Origin of the sequence: [Muricauda] lutisoli (nom. illeg.), from assembly GCF_017313105.1 — a bacterium.
GTDB classification, from domain to species: Bacteria; Bacteroidota; Bacteroidia; order Flavobacteriales; family Flavobacteriaceae; genus Flagellimonas; species Flagellimonas lutisoli.
Map to the genome: position 1 here is coordinate 139,553 of NZ_JAFLND010000002.1, position 25,904 is coordinate 165,456.

The following is a 25,904-nucleotide window of genomic DNA, read 5'->3' on the forward strand; positions in this document are numbered from 1 at the left end:
AATAGACGCTTTTTTTATGGGATTTTTTGATTTCATGACCGAGGAAATAGCTATTGACCTTGGTACTGCAAATACCCTGATCATCCATTTGGACAAAGTGGTTGTTGACAGTCCTTCCATTGTGGCTAGGGACCGCGTATCAGGAAAAATTATCGCGGTGGGCCGCGAAGCTAATATGATGCAGGGTAAGACCCATGAAAACATCAAGACCATACGACCATTGAAAGATGGGGTTATCGCCGATTTTGATGCATCGGAAAAGATGATCAGCATGTTCATCAAAAATATTCCAGCGCTCAAGAAAAAGTGGTTCCCGCCTGCATTGCGGATGGTCATTTGTATTCCTTCGGGTATTACAGAAGTGGAAATGCGAGCGGTACGTGAGTCTGCGGAACGCGTCAACGGTAAAGAGGTATACCTGATTCATGAGCCCATGGCCGCTGCCATCGGTATTGGTCTTGATATTATGCAGCCGAAAGGAAACATGATCGTGGATATAGGTGGTGGTACAACTGAGATTGCCGTGATCGCACTAGGAGGTATCGTTTGTGACAAGTCCGTGAAAATTGCGGGGGATGTGTTTACCAACGACATCATTTATTACATGCGCACCCAACACAACCTGTATGTGGGCGAAAGCACGGCGGAAGCCATCAAAATTGAGATTGGTTCGGCCACGGAAGATCTAAAATCCCCACCGGAGGATAAATCCATTCAAGGACGTGATCTTTTGACAGGTAAACCAAAACAGGTGCAGGTTTCCTACAGGGAAATTGCCAAGGCTCTGGACAAGAGTATTTTAAGAGTGGAGGATGCGGTTATGGAAACGTTGTCCCAAACACCACCCGAACTTGCCGCCGATATCTACAATACAGGTATTTATCTGGCAGGTGGCGGATCTATGCTTCGAGGATTGGACAGAAGGCTTTCCCTTAAAACCGATTTGCCCGTTTACATTGCCGAAGATCCTTTGAGAGCGGTTGTTCGAGGTACAGGTATTGCGCTTAAAAACTTGGAACGCTACAAAAGTATTTTAATAAAATAGACCTGTAATCCTTACAGTTCTATTACCTTCAAGGAGTGGAAAAACCTTCTTAACGATACGATTGCATGCAACGCATCATCAATTTTATTTTACGCTATCGAAATGCATTTTTGTATGCGTTTTTTGCGTTTATAGCATTGGTGATGACCATTCGGTCACACTCTTACCATCAATCCAAATTTTTTAATTCATCACGATGGGTCACGGGCAGTATTTATGGCGCCGGTTCCGATGTGTCTTCTTATTTCAACTTACAAGAAGAGAACAAAAGATTGGTGGAGGAAAACAAACGGTTGCGGAAAATGCTCTTCAACACCCAATATGATAGTATTGAACCCTTGGATTCCACTTTGTCCATCTACCAAGTTCTAGACGCGAAGCTTATCAAAAATAGCTTTACATCCCCCCGAAACTATGTTCTAATAGACAAAGGAGAAGAAGACGGAGTGCAGCAGGATATGGGCGTGATTACTACGGAAGGGATTTTAGGAATCGTGGAAAATGTATCCAACAGTTTTGCCACAGTGCAAAGTGTGCTCAACACTAAATCCAACATCAATGCCAAAATAAAAGGCACCGAATACTTTGGCTCTTTGATTTGGGACACAAAAGACTATACTGTTGTCCAACTCGTTGATATTCCCCGATTGGTTCCCTTGGTAGTGGGCGATACCATCGTTACGGGGGGCATGTCCAGTATTTTTCCAGAAAACGTACCTATCGGAACGATAAAAAAGTATGACCTTAACGATGCCAAGAGTTTTTACAATATTGATGTGCAATTGTTTTCCGACATGGCCAACATCAAAAATGTATACTTGATACAGAACAAGGACAAAGAGGAAATCGAGGAACTAGAATCCAGAACCATAGAATGAACAACACCCTGATCATAAATATTTTGCGTTTTGTGTTGTTGGTCATCACACAGGTACTGATTTTCAACAACCTGAACTTTCTGGGCTTTATAAATCCTTTTGTGTACGTAGTTTTCTTTTATTGGTACCCCATCAAAGGGAACAGGGCCATTTTTATGCTCACCGCTTTTCTATTGGGACTGGTCATAGATATTTTCTCGGATACACTTGCCCTAAATGCTTTGGCTTCGGTAACCATTGCCTATGCCAGACCGGCGATTATGCGATTTTGCTTCGGGGTAAATTATGATTTCCAGAGTTTCAGTTTTAAGAATACGACCAAGGTGCAGCGTATCACGTTTTTGGCCTTACTTGTGCTTCTACATCATCTGATATTCTTTTCGTTTGAAATTTTAAGTATTGCCCATATCCTATTAATTTTGAAAAAAGTTTTTGCCACTGGTATTGTAACTTTAATACTTTGTGTATTATTCAGTTCACTTTTTAGTCCAAAAAGCGAATAAAAACTTAGTTTTTATCGTTGGGGTATATATGAGCCCTAAGAATTCAGGTTCGTCATGAAAAAATTATTGCTTTCATCGGTTGTTGTACTTATAGGTTTCACCTTTATAGGCAGGCTATCCTATTTACAATTGTTTCGATTTTCACCTGATCAAATATTGGATGACCCTGCCATAAAAAAAGTATACGACTATCCCGAAAGAGGTTACATCTACGATCGGGACGGCAAGCTCTTGGTGGGCAATCAACCAGCATATGACGTAATGGTAATCCCAAGAGAAGTAAAACCCTTGGATACCTTGGAATTCTGTAGCCTGTTAGGGATAGATAAACCTGAATTCCTGACCAAAATGGAAAAAGCAAGAAGGTATTCCCCAAGACTACCTTCGGTTTTAGTGCCTCAACTTTCCAAAGAAGATTATGCAAAGCTTCAGGAAAAAATGCGCCATTTTACGGGCTTTTATATTCAGAAACGATCACTGCGTTACTACAACACCCAAAGTGCGGCGAATGTACTTGGGTATATCAGTGAGGTAAACGAATGGGACCTAAAAAACAACCCCTACTACGTTGCTGGGGAATTAAAAGGACGAACAGGTATTGAACAGCAATATGAAGAAATCCTAAGAGGTCAAAAAGGAGTGAAACATATTCAAAAAGACCGTTTCAACAGGGATATTGGTCCTTACAAAGGCGGTAAACTAGATACACTGCCACAACAGGGCAAAGAAATACACATTACCATTGATAAAACCCTCCAAGAATACGGAGAAAAATTGATGCACGGCAAACGCGGGGGCATTGTGGCCATTGAACCCAAAACCGGTGAGATATTGACTATGATCTCGGGCCCAACCTACGACCCAGCTTTGTTGGTGGGTAGACAACGGTCAAAAAATTATAGTAAACTTCATTACGATACCATATCCAAACCTACTTGGGACCGTTCTATTTTGGCACAGCCATCTCCAGGTTCTCCTTTTAAAACTTTAAATGCCTTGGTAGGCCTGCAAGAAGGTGTTATAGATACAAATACCAAGTTTAGGTGCTATCATGGGTTTTATGTTGGGAATACGCTTCGAGGGTGCCATTGTGGTGGAGGTGTCAGAGATTTGAACTCCGGAATCTATCAATCCTGCAATGCCTATTTCGCAGGGGTTTTTCGTAGGATTTTTGACAAATATGAGACTACGGACGAGGGCATGGATATCTGGGAAAAACACATGAAAAGTTTTGGTCTCGGGGATTATTTGGGCACGGACCTTCCTACCGGTGCACCTGGAAGAATTCCGGATGTTGCTTACTACGATAAATGGTATGGAGATGGCAGATGGGCCGCATCCACCATCATATCCAACGCTATTGGTCAAGGAGAAATAGCGGCCACCCCTTTGCAGCTGGCCAATATGACTGCTGCAATTGCCAATCGTGGGTATTTTTATACACCCCATGTGATCAAGAGCATTGGTAGCAATGGTGAAATAGATCCTAAATACACGGAGGCTAGGTATACCACTATCGATAGAAAATATTTTGAGCCGGTAATTGAGGGCATGACCAATGTATACAACTATGGAACTGCAAGATGGGTTAAAATTCCAGGTATTGAAATCGCAGGAAAAACAGGTACGGTAGAAAACTATATTCGTGTTGATGGAGAACGTATGCAATTGACAGACCATTCCGTTTTTGTCGCCTTCGCCCCTGTTGAAAATCCTCAGATAGCCTTGGCCGTATATATTGAAAACGGGTACTACGGCTCACGTTATGCAGGCCATATTGCCTCACTTTTAATCGAAAAATACATTAAAGGAGAGATTACCAGGAAAGATCTGGAAAAGCGCATGTTGGAAAAAACATTGGAGCACGAGTATGCCAAACCTTATAGTGGCGAACCTTTCGAAATAAACGAGTATGTCTGGTAGAGGGCCTTTTGGAAGGTTGGATTGGATAACCGTAATCCTTTATGCCCTTTTGGTATTTATTGGCTGGATCAATATTTATTCCACTTCGGTGGGCGAGGTCAGTACTTCTATTTTTGACTTTTCCACGTTGTACGGCAAACAGCTGTTTTTTATAGGATTAGCCGCCTTGGGAATTATCTTTGTACTGTTTGTGGAATCTCAATTTTTTGAGCGCTTTTCCTCCATATTTTATATTGTTTCCATTGTGTTGTTATTGGGCCTGTTTGTTTTTGGAAAGACCATTGCAGGGGCAACTTCGTGGTACGATCTTGGTTTTTTCAACCTTCAACCTTCAGAGTTGGCCAAAGTGGCTACTTCCTTGGCGCTCGCTAAATTTTTAAGTGACATACAAACCGATATCCGTACGGGGAAACACCAATTGTATGCATTGGTAATAATTCTGCTTCCTGCTATATTGATCTTACCACAACCGGATCCTGGAAGCTCGCTTATCTATTTTTCCTTGTTCTTTGTATTGTTCAGAGAAGGATTCCCCATCTACTATTTGGGTATTCTCATATTTGCTGTGGTATTGTTCGCCACAACCTTAATGTTCGGTACAGTCTGGGTTGCCATTGGATTGGTCATACTCACCTTATTGATCTATACCTTTAAAAAAGCATCCGTAAAAATTCCAATACTTCCAGTTCTTGGGGTTATTGCAGTTTCGATACTCTTTTCCCTATCCGTAAACTTTGTGTTCGAAAATGTTTTTGAGCAACGCCACAGAGACCGGTTTGCCTTATGGCTGAGCTTGGAAAAGGATGAGGAAAAGCTTGATGAAATTCGAAAGACCATTGGTTACAACACCTATCAGTCCGAAAAAGCAATTGAATCGGGAGGATTTGCCGGAAAGGGATTTTTGGAGGGAACACGGACCAAAGGGGATTTTGTTCCAGAGCAACACACCGATTATATTTTTAGTTCGGTGGGTGAAGAATGGGGCTTTTTAGGCACTTCGGCCGTTATACTGTTATTCTCGTTGTTCTTTTTACGGTTGATATACATCGCCGAGCGGCAAAAAAGTGATTTTAGCCGAATGTACGGCTATGGCGTTATTTCGATATTGGTATTCCACTACTTTATCAATATTGGCATGGTGATCGGATTGTTGCCAACCATTGGCGTGCCCTTACCATTCTTTAGTTACGGTGGTTCAGGACTGATTTTCTTCACGATGTTGTTGTTTATCTTTCTAAAACTCGACTCCAACCGATTAAAGGACGGTATTTAGAATTTCCATCCCCGCGCATCCACTTTGGATTCCATTTTTGCTTGCCAAGTTCCAGGCTGTTTCACAAAAAAATCAATGCCCGTTTTTTTCTCGATCACATCAATGGAAACCAAAAAATTTTCAAGGGGTTTATCGGTTTCCGTAGCTGGAATCAAAAATGCTAGCACCTTGGCACCCTCGCCATTGCCTCTTAGCACGATTTTATAAAAAGTACGGGGTACATCCACACCCTCTTCCCCTATTTCAGAAAGCCCAAACTCTAATACACCACCGGTTACCACCATCAAATCACCATATTTTTTACACCAAGTGCGTATCTTTTGCTCCAAACGGTTCCAAATACCAGCATTAAAATAGTTGTCCTGCGGACTGATGTTGCTCGTATAAAATGTTTCATTATAGGCCTGTTCCGAAAAGCGTCTGTCACCAGCAGGCACTAAATGTCCTCTATCGTATCCTGAACCCCTATAATTTCTCCAATCTGCTGATTTGGTCCTTACCTTGGGATCCTCGATAAAATAGGGCCGCTCTCTATCGTCGTAGGTCAAATGCTCTTTTTTGAGGATATAGGCCACCCATTCCGCCTGTTCGTACGGTTCACTATATGAAAGGGTATAGTAGCTGTGCTCAACTACTTCACCGGTTGTGGAATTGGGCAAGTAGTCAGACTCCATCACATCAACTTTCGAACTATCGGTATCGGAATAGGTTGCGGGCGTATAAAAGTTTTCGAACAGCCAAAAACCAACAATACAAATAAACATCAGTATTGCGTAAATGTTCCTATTCCTCATCCTAGGTTTTTAATTGGTTTGATAGTTCAATTTTGCAAATAAATACATCCTAAAAAAATAAAACTCCTAGTGAATATTTTTATCTTGAAACGATCGAGCCAAAAAAGTAACCTTTAAAAAGACAATTTACATGATTATAAAACCTGTATTACCGATAAAATATGTTTTCAACGAGATTAAAGTTTCTTTATTGGTGGTACTGCTCATCGTACTGGTTACCGATATTCCCGTCATCTTTTTTTCGCATCATTACACGGAGATTCCACTGACCATCCCAACAACCTTGGGAATTGCGATATCCATTCTGATATCATTTAAAGTAAACCAGTCCTACGATAGGTGGTGGGAAGCCCGAAAAATTTGGGGCGCCATCGTAAACGATTCGCGTACTCTTGTGATGCAATTAAAAATGTACACCGAAACGGACTGCCCGATGATAAAAACCATGGCTCACCGACAAATTGCCTGGTGCTATTCGCTTGGACAATCTTTACGGGGCCAAGATCCATACGACAATTTAAAGGGGCTTATCTCTGAGGAAGAGCTTAAAAAATTACAATCACAAAACAATGTGCCTTTGGGAATATTGGATTTGCAGACCGATTCGTTGAAAGAGCTGTACGATGAAGGCAAATTAGATAAGTTTTCGAGGCTTCAATTGGAGGAAACCATGGAACGGTTAACGGCATCCATGGGCAAATGTGAGCGTATCAAAAATACGGTTTTCCCAACAACGTATAGAAAAGGGCTACACTTGGCGATATACCTTTTCGTCATCTTTCTCTCGCTCACAGAACCCTTGAACTTGAGCATTTTTATCGAGGTTCCCGTACTGGTGATTCTATCCATGGTCTTCTTTTTTCTTGAAAAAGCGGCTTTTAGATTACAGGACCCATTTGAAAACCGTCCTACGGACACGCCCGTAACCTCCATATCACGTACCATTGATATTAATATAAAGCAACTTATCGGCGAGACAAATCTTCCCAAACCCATTGAACCAGAAGATTTTTATATCATGTAGTATTCTGATCAAACAAAAAAGCCAGCTCCTTTTGAGCTGGCTTTTTGTTAAAGTTAATAAGGTAATTGACTATCCTTTTACGCTAGCCAATTCGTCGTTTTCCTTTTTCTTAATATTGTTCTTATGTAGATCTTTTAGCACGTTCACTGCTTCTTCCACATAAATATCACGTGCCAGATCTTTGTGCCATCTGTTCCTTTTTTCTCTGAGCACGGAATCTTGAGTAAACAACTCAGTCTCATATTGTAAAGAACCAAAAGATAATTTGGAATCATAATCCTTCAGGCTCTTGAACCTTTCAGATCTTTTTTTAGCTTCCTGCTCTTTGCTTACATAGGAATCATATTTAAGGGAAATCAAATTCTCGTCCTGTTGTTCCTTCAACCATTTCGCATTTTCCTCTATAAGTTTGATTTGCTCATTTTTAGACATACGTTCTTTACTGTTTTTAACAGCTTCGTCCAAATCAATATAACCATCCCATGCTTTGTAATCTGCTGGAGTAATTTTATCCCAACCCAAAGGATTTTGTTGATCACGCTCACCTAAATCAATGTAGCTGTACCTGTCCGGAACCACTATATCACTTTTAACCCCCTCCAACTGGGTCGATCCTCCATTGATTCGATAGAATTTTTGAGTTGTCAATTTAATGGCGCCCAGATCTCCATGCTGATTTCCACGTACAATACCATCCAAAGGAATTACATTTTGGACCGTTCCTTTTCCGAAAGTTTGCTTACTTCCAATAATAACGGCTCTTTTATAATCCTGCATGGCAGCGGCTAAAATTTCAGATGCAGATGCGGACAGCTCGTTCACTAAAATAACCAACGGACCATCCCATTGAATACGTTCGTCCTTATCCTCGTGCACCTCTTTTCTTTGACCAGAGGAACGTACTTGAACAATAGGGCCATCTTTAATAAACAACCCTGCCATTTCCACAACGGTTTTCAATGATCCTCCTCCATTATCTCTCAAATCCAAAATAATGCCTTCTGCTCCGGCCTCTTTAAGACGCTCCAACTCCTTGGCAACATCTGTAGCCGCATTTCTTTCTGAATAATCTTCAAAATCCACGTAGAATTTTGGCAGATCTATTAATCCATATTTTTGGTTGCCCGCTTCTATTGTAGCTGATTTTGCGTAGGATTCTTCCAATTCAACTACATCTCTGGTAATTGAGACAGTTTCTATGGTTCCATCTACTTTTCTAACGGTCAATTCAACCACGGTGCCCTTTGGGCCTTTGATCAATTTAATGGCATCGTCCAATCGCATACCAACGATATCGATAGGCTCTTCACCTTTCTGTCCTACTTTGAGAATTTCATCCCCAACTTCGAGAGACTGATCTCTCCAAACAGGTCCTCCTGAAATAATCTCTACGATTTTAGCCCCTTCGGGTTTTTTCTGCAATCTGGCACCGATACCTTCAAACTTACCGGACATACCTATATCAAACTTTTCTTTTTCCTCTGGGGCAAAGTAAAACGTATGTGGATCAAATTCTTCGACAATAGTGTTCAAGTACTGTACAAACCAATCTTTGCGTTCCAAATCGTCCACAAAATCAAAGAATTCATCCAAAGTGTTCCTTGTCACTTTCCTTGCCTCTTCTTCGGTGGCCGCTTTGTCCACAGTACTTGGAATTTGATCAAAGGCCAGAACTGTTTCTGTTTTTGCGCTCGAAGCTTGGTCTAGCTCTGAAATCCGGTTATCGATCTTGTTATCAAAAACATTCAGCGTATTGTATTTCAATTGTTTTCTCCAACGTTCTTTAAGTTCCTTTTTGTTGGAGGCAAAATCCTGTTCCGAATAATCGATTTCGATGGTTTCATCAACGGTGTAATCGAAAGGTTCGGAAAGCACTTCTTTGTAAATTTCCTTGGCCTCGTCCATTCGTAACATCAAGCGTTGGTATACTGTATTGAAAAATTCAATGTCGGTGTTTCTGATCTCATCATCGATCATGAACCTATATTTTTCAAATTCCCGTATATCGCTTTTTAAAAAATATCTTTTGGTAGGATCAACTATGTCAATGAAATCATCAAAAACATTGGAACTGAATTTATCGTTTACTTCCTTGGGCTCATAATGCCCTCTTTCCAAAACATAAGTGATTAAATCAAGTAGAAGCTTATCCTTGTCGTCATTTCCAAAAGACTTATTGGTAAAACTGCAGGAGGCAACTGCAACAAGAATAACCAAAAGTGCCAAAATAAAGTTCTTTTTCATAATGTGATTTTTCTGGAGCGAAATAATCTGACCTCATACTGTCAAATCTTCATTACGTCATCCGTCGTTTCTAATTGTATGAATTCCCTAATATACAGAAAAAACCGTGCCAGTCCTGAATGCTGGATTTAATTTTTTGTTAAACGCCAAAGGTTTCATATCCTTATGAAAAACGTATTTTTATGCCATTAATTATCCGACATGGAAAAACCGTTGATACTTGTTACCAATGATGACGGCATAACCGCTCCCGGACTTAGGGCACTTATACGCACCATGAAAGAGCTTGGAGATGTAATTGTAGTGGCTCCCGACAGTCCACAAAGCGGCATGGGACATGCCATTACGGTGGATAGCACTTTGTTTTCCAAAAAGGTGGTAGTAGACCATAAAGAAGGGGCTCCGAGCGAGTACAGTTGTAGTGGAACCCCTGCCGATTGTGTAAAATTGGCACTTCGGGTAATTTTGGACCGCAGACCTGATATTTGTGTAAGCGGCATCAACCATGGGTCAAATTCATCCATTAATGTGATTTATTCGGGTACGATGAGTGCTGCAATCGAAGCTGGCATTGAAGGTATTCCTGCCATTGGTTTCTCATTGTGCGACTATTCTTGGGATGCCAATTTTGAACCGGCATTGGGACCGATCAAAAATATTGTTTCCGAAGCATTGATCAACGGAATTCCAAAGGGTACGGTTTTGAATGTGAACATTCCCAAAACCAAAACCGCACCAAAAGGTGTTAAAATATGCAGGCAGGCCCGAGGCAACTGGAAAGAAGAGTTTGATAAACGAACAAGCCCTTCAGGAAAGGATTATTATTGGCTAACGGGGGAATTTGAACTTTTGGACAAAGGTGAAGACACCGACGAATGGGCACTGGCAGAAGGCTATATTTCCGTAGTACCTACTCAATTTGACCTTACGGCACACCATGCCATACCACAAATAAACAACTGGAACTTAAATGAACAATAAGAAAGAAATCATCATAGGATTTATCGTAGGAATCATTGCAAATACCTTTGGTACCTTGCTTTATATTCTGCTATTTTCCGATTTGGGCATTGTTGAAACGTTTAATGCCGCTATAGATCAAGGGCACATTGGCAGCTTGTTGGCATTGGGCGCCATATTAAACTTGGTCGCGTTTTTTGGATTTTTACGGATCAAGAGAGACCAACGGGCCAAAGGCGTTATGCTAGCGACTTTGGTAACAGCTCTGGTCATTCTATTGTATAAAGTGATGTCTTAAAAGCTCAAGAGCAAACCAAAAAACAAATGCAATATATGTCCCAAATTCAAGCAAAAAAGTTCGATTTAGAAGACAGAATAGTGGAATTTGCGGCTAAAACAGCTTTATTTTTTAAAGACTTACCGAAAGATCCTATTGGAAACTATCACGGAAACCAGTTGTTGCGCTCTGGCGGAAGTGCAGCATTGAATTTTGGTGAAGTACAGGGTGCTAATTCGGATAAAGACTACATAAACAAAGCTAGTTTAAGTTTGAAAGAACTAAAGGAATCTAGGGTTAACTTAAAAATTTTAAAAAAATTAAGTTATGGGGATAGGGGGAAAGAAATTCTCTTTTAGATGAAGTTGAACAATTGATTAAAATAATTGTAACAATAATCAAAAACAAAAAAGAATCCTCATCGATATCTTAATGAATGTTTTCTGCTATTGAAATTATTTTTGAACTTGACACTTTACAATGAAATATTACATCATAGCTGGTGAAGCATCGGGGGACCTACACGGATCCAATTTGATAAAGGCTCTCAAAAAAGAGGATGCCTCAGCAGAGATTCGTTGTTGGGGTGGTGATTTAATGCAGCAAGCTGGCGGTGAACTGGCCAAACACTACAAGGATATGGCCTTTATGGGTTTTTTGGAAGTACTGATGAACATTCCCACCATCTTCAAAAACATTTCGTATTGCAAAGAGGATATCCAAAAGTTCAATCCCGACCAGATTATTTTTATAGATTTCTCCGGTTTTAACCTAAGAATCGCAAAGTGGGCCAAAGCAAACGGTTTCAAAACCAATTATTACATTTCTCCACAGATTTGGGCATCAAGGGAAGGTAGAATCAAAAAAATAAAGCGGGACATAGATAACATGTACGTCATCCTTCCTTTCGAAAAGGATTTTTACGAAAACAAACATGGCTATCCAGTTGAGTTTGTTGGGCATCCACTAATCGATGCCATTGAGAACACTCCACTGCAGGATAATGAAATATTTCGAAAAGAAAACGGCCTAGATCCCGAAAAGCCCATTATCGCCTTATTGCCCGGTAGCAGGAAGCAGGAAGTACAAAAAATGTTGGATGTGATGCTTTCCGTGAAAAAGGATTTCCCCAATTACCAATTTGTAATTGCCGGAGCTCCCAGTCTACCTGATGAGTTTTACACACCATTCCTTAAAGGAGACAAAGTGGAGTATGTTTCCAACAAAACCTACACACTTTTAAAGCATTCCCATGCCGCTTTGGTCACGAGTGGAACGGCCACTTTGGAAACCGCTCTTTTTGGCATCCCTCAAGTGGTCTGCTATAAAGGAAATTGGATTTCCTATCAAATTGCGAAGCGAATCATCACGCTGGATTATATCTCCTTGGTAAATTTGATCATGAAGAGGGAAGTCGTCAAGGAATTGATTCAGAATGATTTGACTACAAAAAACCTTAAAGCTGAGCTTTCTAAAATAGTAGGCGGAACCGAAAGAGAACGCATTTTATCCGATTATAAATTGCTCAAAGAAAAATTGGGAGGAAAAGGTGCCAGTGAAAAGGCCGCCCAATTAATTGTGAAAAATGCGTAGTTTTATCTTCCAAGAAAGTAAATCTATTCTTGGATGTTACGAAAAACCATAATCTTACTGTTGCTTTTTACCCTTGCCGCTTGCGGCCCAGGTAAAAAACGACGCACCTACAGCAAGACCCGAACCGTTACGGTAGAGGGGTCCACCACCGATACTTCCCCTAAACGAAAATCCAAAAAGGAGGGGCGTAAAAATGCTAAGGCCAACGAAATTATTTCCACCGCGTTGACTTTTTCAGGAACCCGTTACAAATACGGGGGAACCACAAAAAGGGGCATGGACTGCTCCGGATTGGTCTATGTTTCCTTAAAGGAAAACGATATTATGTTCCCCAGAACATCCTACCAAATGGCCTTGGAAGGTGAAAAAATCAGGGTAACCCATATCGAAAAAGGAGACTTGCTGTTTTTTAAAACAAGTAAGACGGGGAGACGCATCAATCATGTGGGTTTGGTGGTCGATGTGGATGGAAACGATATTAAATTTATCCATGCCACAACCTCACGCGGTGTACTGGTATCCTCGTTACGGGAAGGGTATTGGAACAGCGCTTTTGTAAAGGCCATGCGAATCCTGTAAGGTGCGCCAACTTAACTTTGTGTCCATTAAACTCACCTTGTGGGTTGCTTTGGGCATTATCATCGGCTTTTATTTTGATGTAGCGCCACTTTTGCCTCTGCTATCCATGCTTTTTTTGATGCCAGCCCTTTTTTGGATCGGCAAAAAGCAGCACAGAACAGGGTTCCCGTATTTTGAAGTGGTTGCTTCGATTATCACCATATATTTGGGTGTTTTTGTTGTGGGTATTTCCATGGGTAGTGGTATGCCCGATCACTACTCAAAATCAGACCTTAAACAGGAAAAAGTTTGGCAATTAAAAGTAAGTGAAGTACTCAAACCCAACAAATTCTTCCATCGATATGTCACCCAGATCATTACTTCGGACAATGAACAAGCATCGGGAAAATTACTTTTTAGTCTTTCAGCGGATTCAACAGTAAAACAATTACAGGTAGATGATGAGTTCTTGATCTATACCAAACCTGAAGGTATTCGTCCACCATTAAACCCACACCAATTTGATTACAAGGATTACCTTTTAAAACAAGGGATTCAACACCAGATCAACACCAACTATGGCAATATTGTAAAAAAGGAACATGCCCCAAAAACCTTGTTCGGTATGGCAAGCGACTTCCGGGAGCATATCATTTCCAAATTAGAGAAAAAGAACTTTGGAACGGAAGAACTAAGTGTTGTCCAAGCTTTGCTTTTGGGAAAACGGGAGGATATTTCCGAAACCACCTATAACAATTATAAAAATGCGGGAGCTGTCCATATTTTGGCCGTGTCCGGGCTTCATGTTGGGATCATCCTTTTTTTGTTGGAGTTTCTTTTGTCCCCATTGGAGGGTTTACCTAAAGGTAAAACCACTAAGCTCATCCTGGTTGTTTTGTTACTTTGGGGCTACGCATTTTTGGCTGGACTCTCCCCTTCCATTGTTCGTGCAGTGACCATGTTCTCTTTTGTGGCCTACGCACTTTACCTCAACCGGCCGACGAACTCATTCAACATTTTGGCACTTTCCATGTTGTTCATTTTACTTATTAAGCCCTTGTTTTTGTTCCAAGTAGGCTTCCAGATGAGTTATTCGGCGGTACTTGCCATTGTTTGGATCTATCCCAAGTTGCAAAAGTTTTGGTTTCCTGAGCATATTATCGTTCGTAAAATTTGGCAATTGTTATCCATGAGTGTTGCCGCCCAATTAGGCGTTCTTCCCATTAGTCTGTTCTATTTTCATCAGTTTCCGGCATTGTTTTTTATTTCCAACCTGCTCATAGTTCCCTTTCTGGGATTTATTTTGGGCTTCGGAATCTTGATCATCCTGTTGACTTTGATTGATTACTTGCCCCAATTTATGGTTGATAGTTTCAATTGGATCATTAACCTAATGAATTCCATTGTCAGGTGGGTGGCCCAGCAAGAAGGTTTCATCATCAAAAACATTCCATTTGATTCGGCACAACTGCTATTGGGCTATCTTATTATCATTGCCATGGTCATATTTCTATCCCGACCCCGGTGGAAATCAGCTCTGGTATTTTTCGGAGGTATGATCCTTTATCAAAGTTGGGTTATCTGGGGGCAATTTCAGGTGCATCAAAAGGAAAGCATTGTACTGGCACACCGAACAAAAAATACAGTTCTTTTGCATCAAATGGGGAATTCACTTTCCATTCTTACTTCGGACAGCTCCAACATCAGAAACATTGCGGACAACTATGCCGTGGCCGAACGGATTCAAAACGTAGATACAACCACATTACAAAACAGTTATCGCATTGGGGATAAAAAACTGTTTATTGTGGATAGTTTGGGCATCCTTCCTTTGGAAGAACATATGGATTACCTGTTGCTCACACAATCTCCAAAAATAAATCTGGAACGGGTTCTGGATTCCATCAAACCCAAAAAAGTAATCGCCGATGGCAGCAATTACCCAACTATGGTCAACAAATGGAAAACAACCTGTGCCCAAAAAGAAATCCCTTTCCACTACACCGGTGAAAAGGGATATTATACTTTTAAATTTTGAATCTTTTCTTAGTGTACGTTGCCCATCAATCTTTTGATCAAAGGTGAAGCTATGATAACCAAAACCCCAGCTCCTAGCGCATATTGTGCAATGAGCATGAATCCATCGGTATAAATATTGAGGGTGCTAAAACCACTTATATCGGCATCTGTGCTTTCGATGGCCAATTGCTTACCAATAAAACCAACCACTTGGAATGCAAATGCCGATGATAGGAACCAAACCCCCATCATAAAGGCTACGATACGCTTTGGTGAAAGGTCTGTAATTTTTGACAGCCCTACGGGTGACATGAACAGTTCCCCTACCGATAACAAGAAATACATCAACAGCAAGTATGTGAACGGAACAAATCCATTTTCGTTGGCACTAGCTCCACTAATGGCCAGTGCGTAAAAACTGATACCTGCAAACAAAAGTCCCATCCCAAACTTGTACGGAGTTCGTGGATTCAGCTTCTTTTTGGACAACCATTGCCACATTAAGGAAATAGGAATAGCCAAAATAATGATCCACATGGAGTTCAAAGAATTCGTCTGGGAAGCTGACATAATTCCCTCCAAGTCCACGTTTCGAGCTGCAAAAAGCGTAATTACACTACCTGAAAGCTCATGGAACCCCCAGAAAATGGTCATAAAAAAGGTGATCAGTACCGCTACAAAGAGTTTTTTACGCTCTTCTACTGTAGCTTTAAACATGATGTAGCCCAGGTACAACAAAATGGAAATACCAATCAATTTAAAAATAACGTTTACAATGTTTTGATCTCCAAAAAAGGTTCCCTCTGCCCCAAGTGCCTTGTATGCAGAAAGCAAATAAGCTATAATCGGAACTGAAGCAAATGCCAAAACCGGCACCAATATGCCTTGTTTTAGTCCCAATACCTTCTTTTCAATATTTCCGTTTTCTGGAGGAAGCCCTTTGTCTCCGAAAACCCCTTTTTTGATACCGCTCCAAAAAACAATCAGTCCCGTAAGCATCCCAATGCCAGCAAGTCCGAATCCATAGTGCCATCCATATTTGGCCGCCAAAAAGCCACAAAGCAAAGGTGCCACCCATCCACCAATATTGATTCCCATGTAAAAAATGGTGAATCCCGAGTCCTTTTTTGGGTCCCCATCCTTATAAAGCGAACCAACAAATGTTGAAATGTTCGGTTTAAAGAACCCGTTGCCCGCTATTATAAGTGAAAGGGCAATAAAAAAAGTAACATGGTTTTCTATAGCCAGAACAAAATGTCCTAAAGACATCAATATCCCTCCAAGAAAAATAGATCGACGCATTCCCAAGATACTATCGGAAATACGACCTCCAATAACTGTTGAAGCGTAAACCAACGAACCATATGAAGAATAAACCGCTGCGGTTGCATAATCTCGTTCCATTAAAGCTGCGAATATTACATCCACCATATAAAGGGTGAGCAACGCTCGCATTCCATAAAAACTGAAACGCTCCCATAACTCTGCAAAAAAGAGGTAAAACAATCCCCTTGGGTGTCCAAATAACTGCTTTTCACTCTCTGGTTTGGATACTTCTGACATAACTGTATTGGTTTAAGTTCTAAAGATTTTCTTTAACGAAATTGGTCATTTTGGTATAAAGGTGCAATCTGGTATTGCCCCCATAGATCCCATGGTTTTTATCCGGGTAAATCGCCCAATCGAACTGTTTGTTGGCCTGCACCAAGGCCTCTATCATTCTCATGGTATTCTGTACGTGCACATTGTCATCTCCCGAACCATGAACCAACAGATACTTCCCTTTCAACAATTCTGGGTAGTTGAATGGAGAGTTATCATCGTACCCGGTCGGATTTTCCTGTGGTGTCTGCATATAACGTTCCGTGTAAATGGTATCGTAAAAACGCCAAGAGGTCACAGGCGCTACGGCGATGGCCATTTCAAAAGTGTCGTTGCCCTTAAGCAAACAGTTAGTGGACATAAAACCTCCATAGCTCCATCCCCAGATTCCGGTTCTGTTTTCATCGATATAAGAACGTTCGCTCAATTTTTGAGCTGCCGCAATCTGGTCCTCCACTTCGTATTTACCCAACTCTTTTTGAGTCAATTTTTTAAAGTCACGCCCTTTTAATCCCGTTCCCCTACCATCTACACAAGCTACAATGTAACCTTGCGATGCCAAGTGTTGGTGCCAGTAATCGTTACTTCCCATCCATCGGTTGGCTACTTGTTGCGAACCTGGACCACTGTATTGGAACATAAAGAGTGGATATTTTTTATTTGGATCAAAATCGGCCGGTTTGATCATATACATATTAAGGTCGTACCCATTTACATTGATGGTGGAGAACTCTTTGGGCGCAATCTCGTATCCATTCAATTTGTTCAGCAAGGCTGAATTATCCTTGATTTCCTTGACCAATTTACCATTGGAAGCATCGTGCAACGTAAACCTGTATGGGGTAGTCGCGCTTGAATATGTATTGATGTAATACGTAAAGTCCGTGCTAAAAGCTGCAGAGTTGGTTCCTTCTTGGGTCGATAATTCCTTTTTACGTTTTCCTTTGGTGGAAATACTGTAACCCCCCCTGTTGATGGAACCATTTTCTACCGACTGATAAAAAATACGGTCATGTTTCTCGTCATAGCCATAGTAGCGGGTCACTTCCCAAGGTCCTTCGGTAATCTGGTTTTTTAGTTTCCCATTGCTGTCATACAAATACAAGTGGTTGTAGCCATCGGCCTCGCTTGTCCATATAAAGCTATCATCATCCAAAAATGTAAGGTCGTCATCAATGTCCACATAAGCCGCATCGGTTTCTTCCAACAAAACGGTCGCTAAATTATCTTCTGCATTTACCGCATATAGTTTTAAATCGTTTTGATGTCTGTTCAAAGTCTGGACACTTAGCTTGTTTGCATCGTGCATCCATTTGATTCTTGGAATGTAGTATGGATCATTTAGGTCAACATCCGAGATAGCTCCGGAAGCGACATCATACATATGTAGGGTAACTATGGAATTCTTCTCCCCAGCTTTGGGGTACTTAAATTCGTATTGATATGGATATAATCCCGTGCCGTAAAAATCCATGGAAAAATGTGGCACTTCCGTCTCATCAAATCTGAGGAAAGCAATTTTTGTTCCGTCACTGTTCCATTCAAAAGCACGTACAAAGGCAAATTCCTCTTCGTACACCCAATCAGTAACCCCGTTAATAATGGTACCCTTGTTACCATCGGTTGTAACTTGTTTGGTGGTTCGTTCGGCCAAGTCCATCACATACAAATTATTGTCCAGAACATAGGCCACTTTGCTTCCATCAGGAGAAAGGGTCGGTTCTTGGATCTTTGTCTCGGAAATTTTCACCAATTCTTTGGAGGCGATATCATACACATAGTAAATGCCCAAGCGGGAACGTCTAAATATGGGCTCTACTTCAGTAGCCAAAAGTACCTGTGATTCATCATCACTAAAGGTATAGGACGAAAAATAGGGCACGGCATCGGACGATGCCACAATGGTTTCCGCCTTTTGCAAGGTTTCGTAATCATACTTGTCCAAACTACTGGAACGTGGGGAACGTGTGGTATTTAAAACAGTGTATTGTGTACCATTGTTCATGGATCTTAGGACATCCATGCTTTCTGTCCTAAACTCTCCTCCCCAAATCTCTTCAAGGGTTATTTTTTTCTTTTGCGCTGTGGAAAAAGTAACAACTCCCAAAAGGAACAGGAATAGAAAAGATTGTTTGTTCATGAAGTGAATAAATTGATTAAAAGTTCTCTTAAATATCAAAAACGTTTTTGTCATCTTGAGCGCAGTCGAAAGGTCAAACAAAAAATGTCTCGACTGCGCTCGACATGACATTTTGTTTCAAATTACACATAGCTACATACTACCTATGCGCTAGGTTTATTTGATTAAAAACTCCCAAGTTTACTAATATTTATCGGAAAAATAAATTTTGATGTTGCGTTTGCAACAAAATTTAACCTTTAAAACACCTCTTCGAATTCAAAATAAATACGAGGCTCGCCTAAATGGTCAATATCCGTATATTTGAATGCTTTAACCCAGCTTTATGAACACTCCCGTTGAAGGATTTTCCAAACTTACCAAAACCCAAAAAATTGATTGGATAGCCACCAATTGCACCAAGGACCCGAAGGCCACCAAACAACTGTTGGAACAGTATTGGAACACGGACCCCAGAGTGCAAAAGTTGCATGATGAGTTTATAGAGAATACCGTATCCAACTACTATTTGCCATTTGCCATAGCACCAAATTTCAGGATCAACGACGAACTCTATGCCATACCCATGGCCATAGAGGAAAGCTCGGTGGTAGCGGCAGCAAGCAAGGCAGCGAAGTTTTGGTTGGAACGTGGTGGTTTTAAAGCCGAGATCATCGGTACTGAAAAAGTTGGGCAGGTACATTTTATATATAAAGGAGATAAAGAAAAGTTTTCCAATTTCTTTGATTCGGCCAAACCAGAATTGTTTAAAAGCGTTGCTGCCATTACACAGAACATGGAAAAGCGGGGCGGAGGTATCAATGCCATTGAATTAAGGGATTTAACGGATAAGATCGAAGGCTACCACCAGCTCCATTGCACTTTTGAGACCTTGGATGCCATGGGAGCGAATTTCATCAATTCCTGCTTGGAACAATTTGCCAAAACATTAAAGGAGCTCGCACTTACTTTTGATGGTTTTACCGAGGAAGAAAAAAACATTGAGGTGGTGATGAGCATCTTGTCCAACTATGTGCCCGATTGTTTGGTAAAGGCCGAGGTAAGTTGCCCCATTTCGGAATTGGGCAATGCGGACATGCCTGCCGAGGAATTCGCCGAAAAGTTTGTGCAGGCAGTGAACATAGCCAATGTGGAGCCATATAGGGCCGTAACACACAACAAGGGCATTATGAACGGGATCGATGCGGTCGTACTTGCCACGGGAAATGATTTTAGGGCCGTGGAAGCAGGCGTGCACGCCTATGCCGCAAAAGCCGGTCAATATTCCAGCCTCACCCATGCAAAAATAGAAGACGGCATTTTCAAGTTTTGGATCGAGGTGCCCCTTGCTCTCGGAACCGTAGGCGGATTGACCACCTTGCACCCGTTGGTAAAACTGGCTTTGGAGATCCTTCAAAATCCATCTGCAAAACAACTGATGCAAATTGTGGCCGTAGCCGGATTGGCCCAGAATTTTGCGGCAGTCCGTAGTTTGGTCACAACGGGGATTCAAAAGGGGCACATGAAAATGCACTTATTGAACATGTTGAACCAGTTGGGGGCCACAGAAGCCGAAAAGCAACAATTGGTCACCTATTTTAAAGATCAGACCGTAACCAATGCCTCGGTAAAAGAGGCTTTTGAAAGAATTAAATCAAACTAATGGAGAAGGAGTTTTACAGCAACGGCAAGTTATTGTTAACGGGCGAGTATGCTATTTTAGACGGCGCATTGGGCTTGGCCATCCCCACCAGCTATGGGCAATCGCTCCATGTAACTCCGACAAAATCGGGCTTTTTGGAGTGGACCAGTTTTGATGAAAAAAATAAAATCTGGTTCTCTGCGAAGTTTGACCTTAAAAATCTACATGTGGTTTCCACCTCGGATGAAACCATGGCCAAGACATTGGTGTCCTTACTTTTGGAAGCCAACGCCCAAAACCCATTATTATTGACAGATAGTCATGGTTTCCAGATCGAGACCCATCTTACTTTTCCAAAATCCTGGGGCCTTGGAACATCTTCCACCCTAATAAACAATTTGGCTCAATGGGCGCGTGTTGATGCCTATGAACTTTTATGGAATGCTTTTGGCGGCAGTGGTTACGATATTGCCTGTGCTCAATATAACGCTCCAATTACCTATCAACTCATTGATGGAGAGCCAAAAATTGAACAGGTCGATTTCGATCCAAGCTTCAAGAACTCCCTATTTTTTGTCCACCTCAACAAAAAACAGAGCAGTAAAGAAGCCATAGCCAACTATAGAGACCAACAATTCGACAAGTCAAAGTTGGTGAAACAGGTTTCGGACATTACAAGAAAAATGATTTCAGCTTCCACATTATCCGGTTTTGAATCACTAATGGAAGAGCACGAAAGCTTACTTTCCCATATTCTAAAAATTGATCCCGTAAAGCAGCAACTTTTTCCGGATTATTTTGGGATGATAAAAAGTCTTGGAGCCTGGGGAGGGGATTTTGTTCTGGCCACGGGTGATGAACAATCCATTTCCTATTTTAAATCCAAAGGGTACAACACTGTGATTCCTTATTCAAAAATGGTTTTATAGTCACTTTTAAGGGTGTAAGTAGTCTATCATCCAATTCATAAATATATAGGGTATAAGAATTCAAAGCCTAGTTCTGTCCAACCAAACACCCCATCCATCAATTAGCACCCAAAAAATCAATGGTTTGCGCATAAGTTTGATAGATATTCATCAAACTATTGTGTAAAATGGATTGTATCTTTAAAAATACAATTGGCAATTCCCTAACATGGGCAATGCTTCTTTCCATTACTTGTGCATTTTGCCAAGACCATCCAGAGGCCACGTATCGCCTCGATAACTTTATCAACAAAAGCTGCGAGACCGATTACAACAAGATCACTTCCGAGGCGGTAAATAACATTTTAAAATACGATGTGTTCCACATAACCCAAAAGACCAAAAACATCTATGGGGAAAAGGATACGGAGATCCATCAATTCATTGTCGTGGACAATGGCCAAAACGTAAAGCGGTTTGAGCATATCGATACCAATACCAGCTTACCGGAACTGACCAGTTATATTCAGGAGGATTTCCGCCTAAACCAAGAAACCGCATTCGTTTTCCAATCCATGTTGGATGATATCTACCCTATTGCCAACTGGAAACCGGATAAAAGAGAATTCTTTTTTAAAAATGGCAAATGGTATTTTTTACGAGATGCTTATTTCCGATCGAAACAGGGTTTCGAAATCACGGTGGATTCCACAGGGAAAATAACCAACATTTGCTATAAGATGAAATGGGATGAACAGGAAAGCAAATAATTCAGACTTAATCCAATAAAAAAAGCCTCCGTAAAAAACGGAGGCTTTTTTGTTTCCTTTGCTAAATCCTGTTAATAAAACGTAGCCCTTTTATCTTCTATCTCAGCTTTGTCTTTTAAAGCATTGTAAACTGCTCCATTTACACGTGCAGCCGTACCACCCTGTAAGTTTTGGGCATAGGTACTGTAGTTTTCCACATCCGGTGCTTCGGTTTTGTTGGTCACTTGTATCATGAACACGCCACTATTACCTTCGATCAAATCTGAGGTTTGCCCTTGTTCCATGGAAAAGGCCTTTCCAACAACAAAAGGTTCCCTGCCAGCTCCGGGTATGGTTGGTGAGGACAAGGTAACCGCTGAAGCGGTATTTTGGGTAACATTGTTATCCGATGCGATGGCTTCCATGGTTTTCCCTTCGTTGGCCGCAATGATTTGCGCTGCCTTACGCTCTTTTCTAATGGCTGGCAATGCACTCGCAGAAGCATCCTCGGGAGCCATAAGTCCTTTTTTATACTTCTTGGTCAACTGTACTACGGCATAACCGTTGTTTACGTTGAAACGTTTGATGTCGCCAACACTGGTGTCATCGTTAAACGCCCACTGAACAATACTACGCTGAGAGCCAAGACCAGGAAGGTTCTCCTCCATCTCCTTTATTTTGTTTACAGGTCTAACAGTGTAGTTGCTTTCTTTTGCAATGTCACCAAAATTTTCTGGCTCCGCGTCCATCACGGCCATTTCGTATTTGGTAGCATCCGTAAACAAGGTGTTGATGGTTTCTTCGGATGGTTCTATTTCCCTTGCCAAAGTGGCAATTTGAACCACATCTTGCTTATCGTCTATTTTAATCACATGATACCCAAACTGGGTTTCTACCAAACCAACTGTTCCCGTTGGGTTACCGAAGCAAAAATCGTTGAACTCGTCCGCCATAACACCTTCTTGAAAATAACCAAGATCCCCTCCACGAGGAGCGGAAGGCCCATCGGAATTTTCTCTTGCCAAAGCTGTAAAGACGGCATCTTCTTTTCTGGCTTCGGCCAACAATCTTTCTGCCTCGGCCTCTGCCTCTTCTTTGGTTCTGGTTATAGATGGGTTGGCACGTTCTGCCCCTTCCCAAGTAATTAGGATATGACTTGCTTTTACCGTTCCATTGGCCTTCTTGTCCATAATCTTGGAAACTTTATAAAAATCCCCATCCTTGTATGGTCCAAATACTTCACCAACATTCATGGCCATTAATGTGTCCGCCACTACTGAAGGCAAGTCTCTTTTGGCTTTGTATATGGTATCAAATTTAGTATCTGAGTATCGATCAAGGAAAGCTGCCATATCGTTGGTATTTCTAAAACCAAGAATAGTATCGTTGGCATCCTTTGCTTCTGAATATTCAACAGAATCGTCCATCAATGCAGTAATCCCATCTTTTACATTGCTCTCATCCTCAGCAGATGGCTTTTCTTCAAAATACACAAAGCGAATGTCACGTGCTTTATCTTGCTGGAACATTGCCTTGTGGTCGTTTATGTAAGATTGAATCTCGCTTTTGGAAACTTCAATTTCACTATCTTCAATAGAGGTGTAAGGTATACGTACATACTGAAGGTCAATTTTGTCATTGGCCATATTGTAATCCAATTCGCCTTCTGTAAGGGTAGCAGTCACCCCTCCTTTTACCAAGTTGAAATACATACGTTCTTTGGCCGCTTGGATAATGGATGCCTCATCTTGCAACCAAGCATCGTAACGCAAAGGGTCGTTGGCTCTCCAGTCCGCAATGGTACTTTTAAATACTTCCGCGTTAAAAACTCCATTTTCATCTTGAAAGTCTGGAATTTGGGCATATCCGGATGTTCTTACGAAATCAACGATCTGATCGCTTTCCACATCAATTCCCAAATCTTCGAACTGTTGGTTCAAAATGGTTTTTCTTACCTCTTGCTCGTAAACCATGTTTACCAACTGTGTGGATGTAACTGTGGGTCCATATCTTCTGGAAGCTGTTTCTACTTGCGCTCGAAACTCGTCAATCGGAATATTTTCTCCATTTACCTCTGCAACCGAGGAGCCCACTTTTCCACCAGCAAAATTGTTACTGCTGAATACTCCTGATATTACGAATGCGAACAACGCCAAACCAATAATTAGAATCAGAACTGTTGTTCGTTTTCTAATATTCTCTAATATTGCCATTTTACTGCTTGTTTTCTTTAAATTCAGTGGGCGAAAATACCACTTTCTTTTCAAATAGGAAAGCTAAAAAAGGGTCGGAAATTATTAATCTTCAGCATGAACGCGCACACTTACCAAATCTATTTTGGTATTGGACACCTCCAAAATCTTGAAAGTAAAATTATCTACCGTGACTTCTGAATCCTGCTCCGGTATTTCCCCTGTTTGGTTGACGATCAATCCTCCCAACGTCTCGTATTCTTCCCCTTCCGGAAGTTCAAGTTTATAGTTTTCGTTAACGTAATCGACCTCCATTCGAGCTGAAAACTTATACTCGTTCTCACTTATTTGCTCTTCATATAAATCTGTGGAATCGTGTTCATCTTCAATTTCCCCAAAAAGCTCCTCTATAATGTCCTCGACCGTTAAAATTCCGGATGTGCCTCCATATTCATCGAGAACAACCGCCATACTTTTTCGTTTTTTGGTCAACACATTCAAAATATCCTGGATGAGCATGGTTTCTGGAACAAACTCAACGGGCAGCAGTATGCTTTTAATGGTCTTTGGTTTTTTGAAGAGCTCATAGGAATGTACATACCCGATAATCTCGTCGATGCTTTCCTTAAAAATCAAGATTTTGGAATAGCCCGTTTCCGTAAAGAGCTTGGTCAGGTTTTTGGGTGTCTCGTTCTGTTCCACGGCGGTGATTTCGGTACGGGGAACCATCACCTCCCGTGCTTTTACCGTTGAAAATTGCAATGCATTCTGAAAAATCTGGATCTCGGAATCCACATCATCCTCTTCTTCCACGGTTTCCATTTGTTCGGTGATATAATCTCCAAGTTCCAGTTTTGTAAAGGACAATTGTACTTCATCCCCTTTGTCCTTGAAAAATATTTTTAAAATAAAATCCGAAACTTTAATCACGAACCATGAAATGCCCGAAAACAAGAGATAAAAAAAATAGGCGGGTACCGCAAATACCTTTAGCAGTGCATTGGCATAAATTTGGAAGAACACTTTTGGCAGAAACTCCGCGGTCAACAAGATCAAGAGTGTAGATATAATGGTTTGTGACAGCAAGCTGAAATCGGTCAGCAATACATTAAGAAACGGATAATCGGTAGGAAGCATTCCCTGAAACCATTCCATTAACAGATCACCCATAAAAAGACCGTATATGACCAATGCTATATTGTTGCCAATGAGCATGGTGGCAATAAATTTTGATGGTTTATCCGTAAGCCACGTAAGCACCTTGGCCAGGAAACCCTCTTGTTTTTTCTCTATTTCAATATGGATCCTGTTGGCCGAAACGAAGGCGATCTCCATTCCGGAAAAAAATGCTGAAAACAGCAGGGAAAGAACGATGATGATAATGGAAGAATCCAATGCTATTGTTGATTATCCTTTTTTCGCTGTTCAAAACGTTTCCTATATCTTCTTCTAAAAACGAACATGGCGATAGATACAACTGCAAAGAAGATAAATATGTAGGTATCCTTTGGATTTATGCTCCAAAGTGTGGCAATCTTATATATGGAAATGGCGGCTACCGCCAAATAAAGGTATTCTGTGTATCTTAAAATCTTGATCAT

22 protein-coding genes are annotated in these 25,904 nt (G+C 41.1%); 15 read left to right on the top strand and 7 right to left on the bottom strand.

Features of this window, described 5'->3' with window-relative positions; all coding sequences use genetic code 11:
- The first annotated feature begins 16 nt into the window (after positions 1-16).
- The 5 genes from J0X13_RS07950 (at position 17) to rodA (ending at position 5,622) form a co-directional block, all read left to right on the top strand.
- Positions 17-1,045, top strand: a complete 1,029-nt coding sequence (locus J0X13_RS07950) for a rod shape-determining protein (protein ID WP_207030102.1) — start codon at positions 17-19, stop codon at positions 1,043-1,045.
- Positions 1,046-1,110: 65 nt separating this feature from the next.
- The gene (mreC, locus tag J0X13_RS07955; RefSeq protein WP_207070928.1) at positions 1,111-1,923 is read left to right on the top strand and encodes a rod shape-determining protein MreC; all 813 of its coding nucleotides are present in this window, start codon (positions 1,111-1,113) and stop codon (positions 1,921-1,923) included.
- Positions 1,920-2,426: a rod shape-determining protein MreD gene (locus J0X13_RS07960; RefSeq protein WP_207070929.1), complete on the top strand. Its 507-nt coding sequence runs from the start codon at positions 1,920-1,922 to the stop codon at positions 2,424-2,426. Before mreC ends, J0X13_RS07960 begins: the two co-directional genes overlap by 4 nt.
- A 54-nt stretch (positions 2,427-2,480) precedes the next feature.
- The gene (locus tag J0X13_RS07965; RefSeq protein WP_207070930.1) at positions 2,481-4,349 is read left to right on the top strand and encodes a peptidoglycan D,D-transpeptidase FtsI family protein; all 1,869 of its coding nucleotides are present in this window, start codon (positions 2,481-2,483) and stop codon (positions 4,347-4,349) included.
- A complete protein-coding gene (rodA, locus tag J0X13_RS07970) occupies positions 4,339-5,622 on the top strand; it encodes a rod shape-determining protein RodA (protein ID WP_207070931.1) in 1,284 nt (427 codons plus the stop codon). The genes J0X13_RS07965 and rodA overlap by 11 nt, the downstream gene beginning before the upstream one ends.
- Here the strand turns inward: rodA and J0X13_RS07975 are convergent.
- A complete protein-coding gene (locus J0X13_RS07975) occupies positions 5,619-6,416 on the bottom strand; it encodes a DNA/RNA non-specific endonuclease (protein ID WP_207070932.1) in 798 nt (265 codons plus the stop codon). The two genes, rodA and J0X13_RS07975, sit on opposite strands and share 4 nt — an antisense overlap.
- Before the next feature lie 130 nt (positions 6,417-6,546).
- Here J0X13_RS07975 and J0X13_RS07980 point away from each other — a divergent pair, with 130 nt between their 5' ends.
- Positions 6,547-7,440: a bestrophin family protein gene (locus tag J0X13_RS07980; RefSeq protein WP_207070933.1), complete on the top strand. Its 894-nt coding sequence runs from the start codon at positions 6,547-6,549 to the stop codon at positions 7,438-7,440.
- A gap of 69 nt (positions 7,441-7,509) precedes the next feature.
- Here J0X13_RS07980 and J0X13_RS07985 read toward each other — a convergent pair whose 3' ends face one another.
- Positions 7,510-9,684 carry a carboxy terminal-processing peptidase gene (locus J0X13_RS07985; protein ID WP_207070934.1) on the bottom strand — a complete coding sequence of 725 codons (2,175 nt, stop codon included), beginning with the start codon at positions 9,682-9,684 and terminating at the stop codon, positions 7,510-7,512.
- 201 nt (positions 9,685-9,885) lie between these two features.
- Here J0X13_RS07985 and surE point away from each other — a divergent pair, with 201 nt between their 5' ends.
- From surE to J0X13_RS08015, 6 genes are all read left to right on the top strand, one after another.
- Positions 9,886-10,665: a 5'/3'-nucleotidase SurE gene (gene surE, locus J0X13_RS07990; RefSeq protein WP_207070935.1), complete on the top strand. Its 780-nt coding sequence runs from the start codon at positions 9,886-9,888 to the stop codon at positions 10,663-10,665.
- Positions 10,655-10,942 (top strand): hypothetical protein, encoded by a 288-nt coding sequence (locus J0X13_RS07995; RefSeq protein ID WP_207070936.1) that lies wholly within the window; start codon positions 10,655-10,657, stop codon positions 10,940-10,942. Before surE ends, J0X13_RS07995 begins: the two co-directional genes overlap by 11 nt.
- A gap of 35 nt (positions 10,943-10,977) precedes the next feature.
- Complete coding sequence (locus J0X13_RS08000; protein WP_242535676.1) at positions 10,978-11,280, top strand: four helix bundle protein; 303 nt, start codon at positions 10,978-10,980, stop codon at positions 11,278-11,280.
- A 121-nt stretch (positions 11,281-11,401) separates the two neighbouring features.
- Positions 11,402-12,514 (top strand): lipid-A-disaccharide synthase, encoded by a 1,113-nt coding sequence (lpxB, locus tag J0X13_RS08005; RefSeq protein ID WP_207070937.1) that lies wholly within the window; start codon positions 11,402-11,404, stop codon positions 12,512-12,514.
- A gap of 33 nt (positions 12,515-12,547) precedes the next feature.
- On the top strand, positions 12,548-13,093 hold the full coding sequence (locus tag J0X13_RS08010) for a C40 family peptidase (RefSeq protein ID WP_207070938.1): 546 nt from the start codon (positions 12,548-12,550) through the stop codon (positions 13,091-13,093).
- A gap of 19 nt (positions 13,094-13,112) precedes the next feature.
- The gene (locus tag J0X13_RS08015) at positions 13,113-15,110 is read left to right on the top strand and encodes a ComEC/Rec2 family competence protein (RefSeq protein ID WP_207070939.1); all 1,998 of its coding nucleotides are present in this window, start codon (positions 13,113-13,115) and stop codon (positions 15,108-15,110) included.
- Between the two features lie 8 nt (positions 15,111-15,118).
- Here J0X13_RS08015 and J0X13_RS08020 read toward each other — a convergent pair whose 3' ends face one another.
- Positions 15,119-16,654, bottom strand: coding sequence for a peptide MFS transporter (locus J0X13_RS08020; RefSeq protein WP_207070940.1), 1,536 nt, complete (start codon positions 16,652-16,654; stop codon positions 15,119-15,121).
- A gap of 19 nt (positions 16,655-16,673) precedes the next feature.
- A complete protein-coding gene (locus J0X13_RS08025; RefSeq protein WP_207070941.1) occupies positions 16,674-18,833 on the bottom strand; it encodes a S9 family peptidase in 2,160 nt (719 codons plus the stop codon).
- Positions 18,834-19,158: 325 nt separating this feature from the next.
- On the opposite strand from J0X13_RS08025, the gene J0X13_RS08030 reads away from it, so the two are divergent.
- From J0X13_RS08030 to J0X13_RS08040, 3 genes are all read left to right on the top strand, one after another.
- Entirely contained in the window at positions 19,159-20,475 is a 1,317-nt protein-coding gene (locus tag J0X13_RS08030; protein WP_207070942.1) for a hydroxymethylglutaryl-CoA reductase, degradative, read from the top strand.
- The gene (locus tag J0X13_RS08035; protein ID WP_207070943.1) at positions 20,475-21,383 is read left to right on the top strand and encodes a GYDIA family GHMP kinase; all 909 of its coding nucleotides are present in this window, start codon (positions 20,475-20,477) and stop codon (positions 21,381-21,383) included. Before J0X13_RS08030 ends, J0X13_RS08035 begins: the two co-directional genes overlap by 1 nt.
- A gap of 167 nt (positions 21,384-21,550) precedes the next feature.
- Positions 21,551-22,132, top strand: a complete 582-nt coding sequence (locus tag J0X13_RS08040) for a hypothetical protein (protein ID WP_207070944.1) — start codon at positions 21,551-21,553, stop codon at positions 22,130-22,132.
- A 71-nt stretch (positions 22,133-22,203) separates the two neighbouring features.
- On the opposite strand, the gene J0X13_RS08045 is transcribed toward J0X13_RS08040, so the two are convergent.
- The 3 genes from J0X13_RS08045 to J0X13_RS08055 form a co-directional block, all read right to left on the bottom strand.
- Positions 22,204-24,324, bottom strand: coding sequence for a peptidylprolyl isomerase (locus tag J0X13_RS08045; protein ID WP_207070945.1), 2,121 nt, complete (start codon positions 24,322-24,324; stop codon positions 22,204-22,206).
- A gap of 84 nt (positions 24,325-24,408) precedes the next feature.
- Entirely contained in the window at positions 24,409-25,698 is a 1,290-nt protein-coding gene (locus J0X13_RS08050; RefSeq protein ID WP_207070946.1) for a hemolysin family protein, read from the bottom strand.
- Between the two features lie 2 nt (positions 25,699-25,700).
- The gene (locus J0X13_RS08055; RefSeq protein WP_119606555.1) at positions 25,701-25,904 is read right to left on the bottom strand and encodes a hypothetical protein; all 204 of its coding nucleotides are present in this window, start codon (positions 25,902-25,904) and stop codon (positions 25,701-25,703) included.